This window comes from Frankia sp. CcWB2 (assembly GCF_977927585.1).
In genome coordinates this window covers 1,816-2,989 of sequence record NZ_CDWRCM010000324.1, presented here as the reverse complement: position 1 = coordinate 2,989, position 1,174 = coordinate 1,816, and the positions used below count along the sequence as shown (strand labels likewise).

1 protein-coding gene and 2 pseudogenes are annotated in these 1,174 nt (G+C 67.8%); all 3 read left to right on the top strand.

Going from position 1 to position 1,174, the window contains the following annotated elements; genetic code table 11:
• Positions 1-377 (top strand): annotated as a pseudogene (locus ACY45C_RS21180) (tellurite resistance TerB family protein); the annotation flags it as partial.
• Between the two features lie 90 nt (positions 378-467).
• Positions 468-752, top strand: coding sequence for a GlsB/YeaQ/YmgE family stress response membrane protein (locus ACY45C_RS21175; protein WP_462189307.1), 285 nt, complete (start codon positions 468-470; stop codon positions 750-752).
• Between the two features lie 80 nt (positions 753-832).
• Positions 833-1,174: pseudogene (locus ACY45C_RS21170) on the top strand (hypothetical protein); the annotation flags it as partial.

Here is a 1,174-nt window from a genome sequence, read left to right as displayed (position 1 = left end):
GAGTGGCGCGTTTCGGGACACGAGCATGGCGATGTGCGCGCTCGTCGCCGCGGCCGACGGCCACATCGACCCGGCGGAACGGCAACGGGTCGCCTCCCTGATCGCGACGAACAACGTCCTGACGAACTTCCCCGCCGACGACCTGCAGCGCAGGTTCAACGACTACCTGACAAAGCTGACGCAGGATTTCGCGTTCGGGAAGGTCTCGGTCCTCCAGGAGGTCGGGAAGGTGAAGAAGAAGCCGTCGGAGGCCCGCGGTCATCCAGATCGGCATCATCATCGGCAGCGCCGACGGCAACTTCGACAAGACCGAGCAGGCTGTCGTCCGCGAGGCCTGCTTCGCTGTCGGCGTCAATCCCGAGGAGCTCGACCTCTAACAGCTCTCGCCGTTGCTCCGCGCTGTCCGTGCCTGATTGTCGGTCAATCGCCTACATCGTCGCTTCTGCTGGCAAGGTGAGGTTGCCGCTGTGTTCCAAGTCATCTGGATCGTGCTCTCCGGCCTGGTCATCGGAGCTCTCGCCCGTCTCGTGCTGCGCGGTCGGCAGAACATCCCGCTGTGGCTGACCGTCGTCGCCGGTATCGTCGGCGCGCTGGTCGGGAACACGATCGCCAGTGTGATCGGGGTCCGGGATACCGCCGGTATCGACTGGATCCGTCACTTTCTGCAGATCGGCGTGGCCGCCGGGTTCATCGTCCTGATCACCCCGGTCTGGGCCGCGCGGTCCCGCCGCGGCCCGGCAGGTCGGCGGTAGTAGCGGGTAGCCGGCGACAGCGGTTCGACATCTCGGGGTCGAACGCCTGGCCTGGTGAGCCTCGTGGGTCGTTATCCGTGGTGGGCGAGGAGGACGTGGGGGTGGGCGGTGCCCGGGGTGTCGGGGTGGTCGGTGTGCACCGTGTCTCCAAGCAGCGCCACCGGCGCGGAACGAAGGTCGCCAGCGAGCAGGCCCTCGCCCGACGCCTCTACCCACGGCTGGCCTCCGACTGGCTGCTGCTCGCCGACCGGACCTTCTACTCCTGGGCGGCCTGGTGCACGGCCGCGGACACCGGCGCGGCGCTGCTGTGGCGGGTCAGGGCCAACCTGAACCTGCCCCCACTGAAGGCACTACCCGACGGCTCCTACCGGACCGTCCTGATCAACACGAAGATCAGCAGGAAGGCCCGCGGCGCGCTGCTC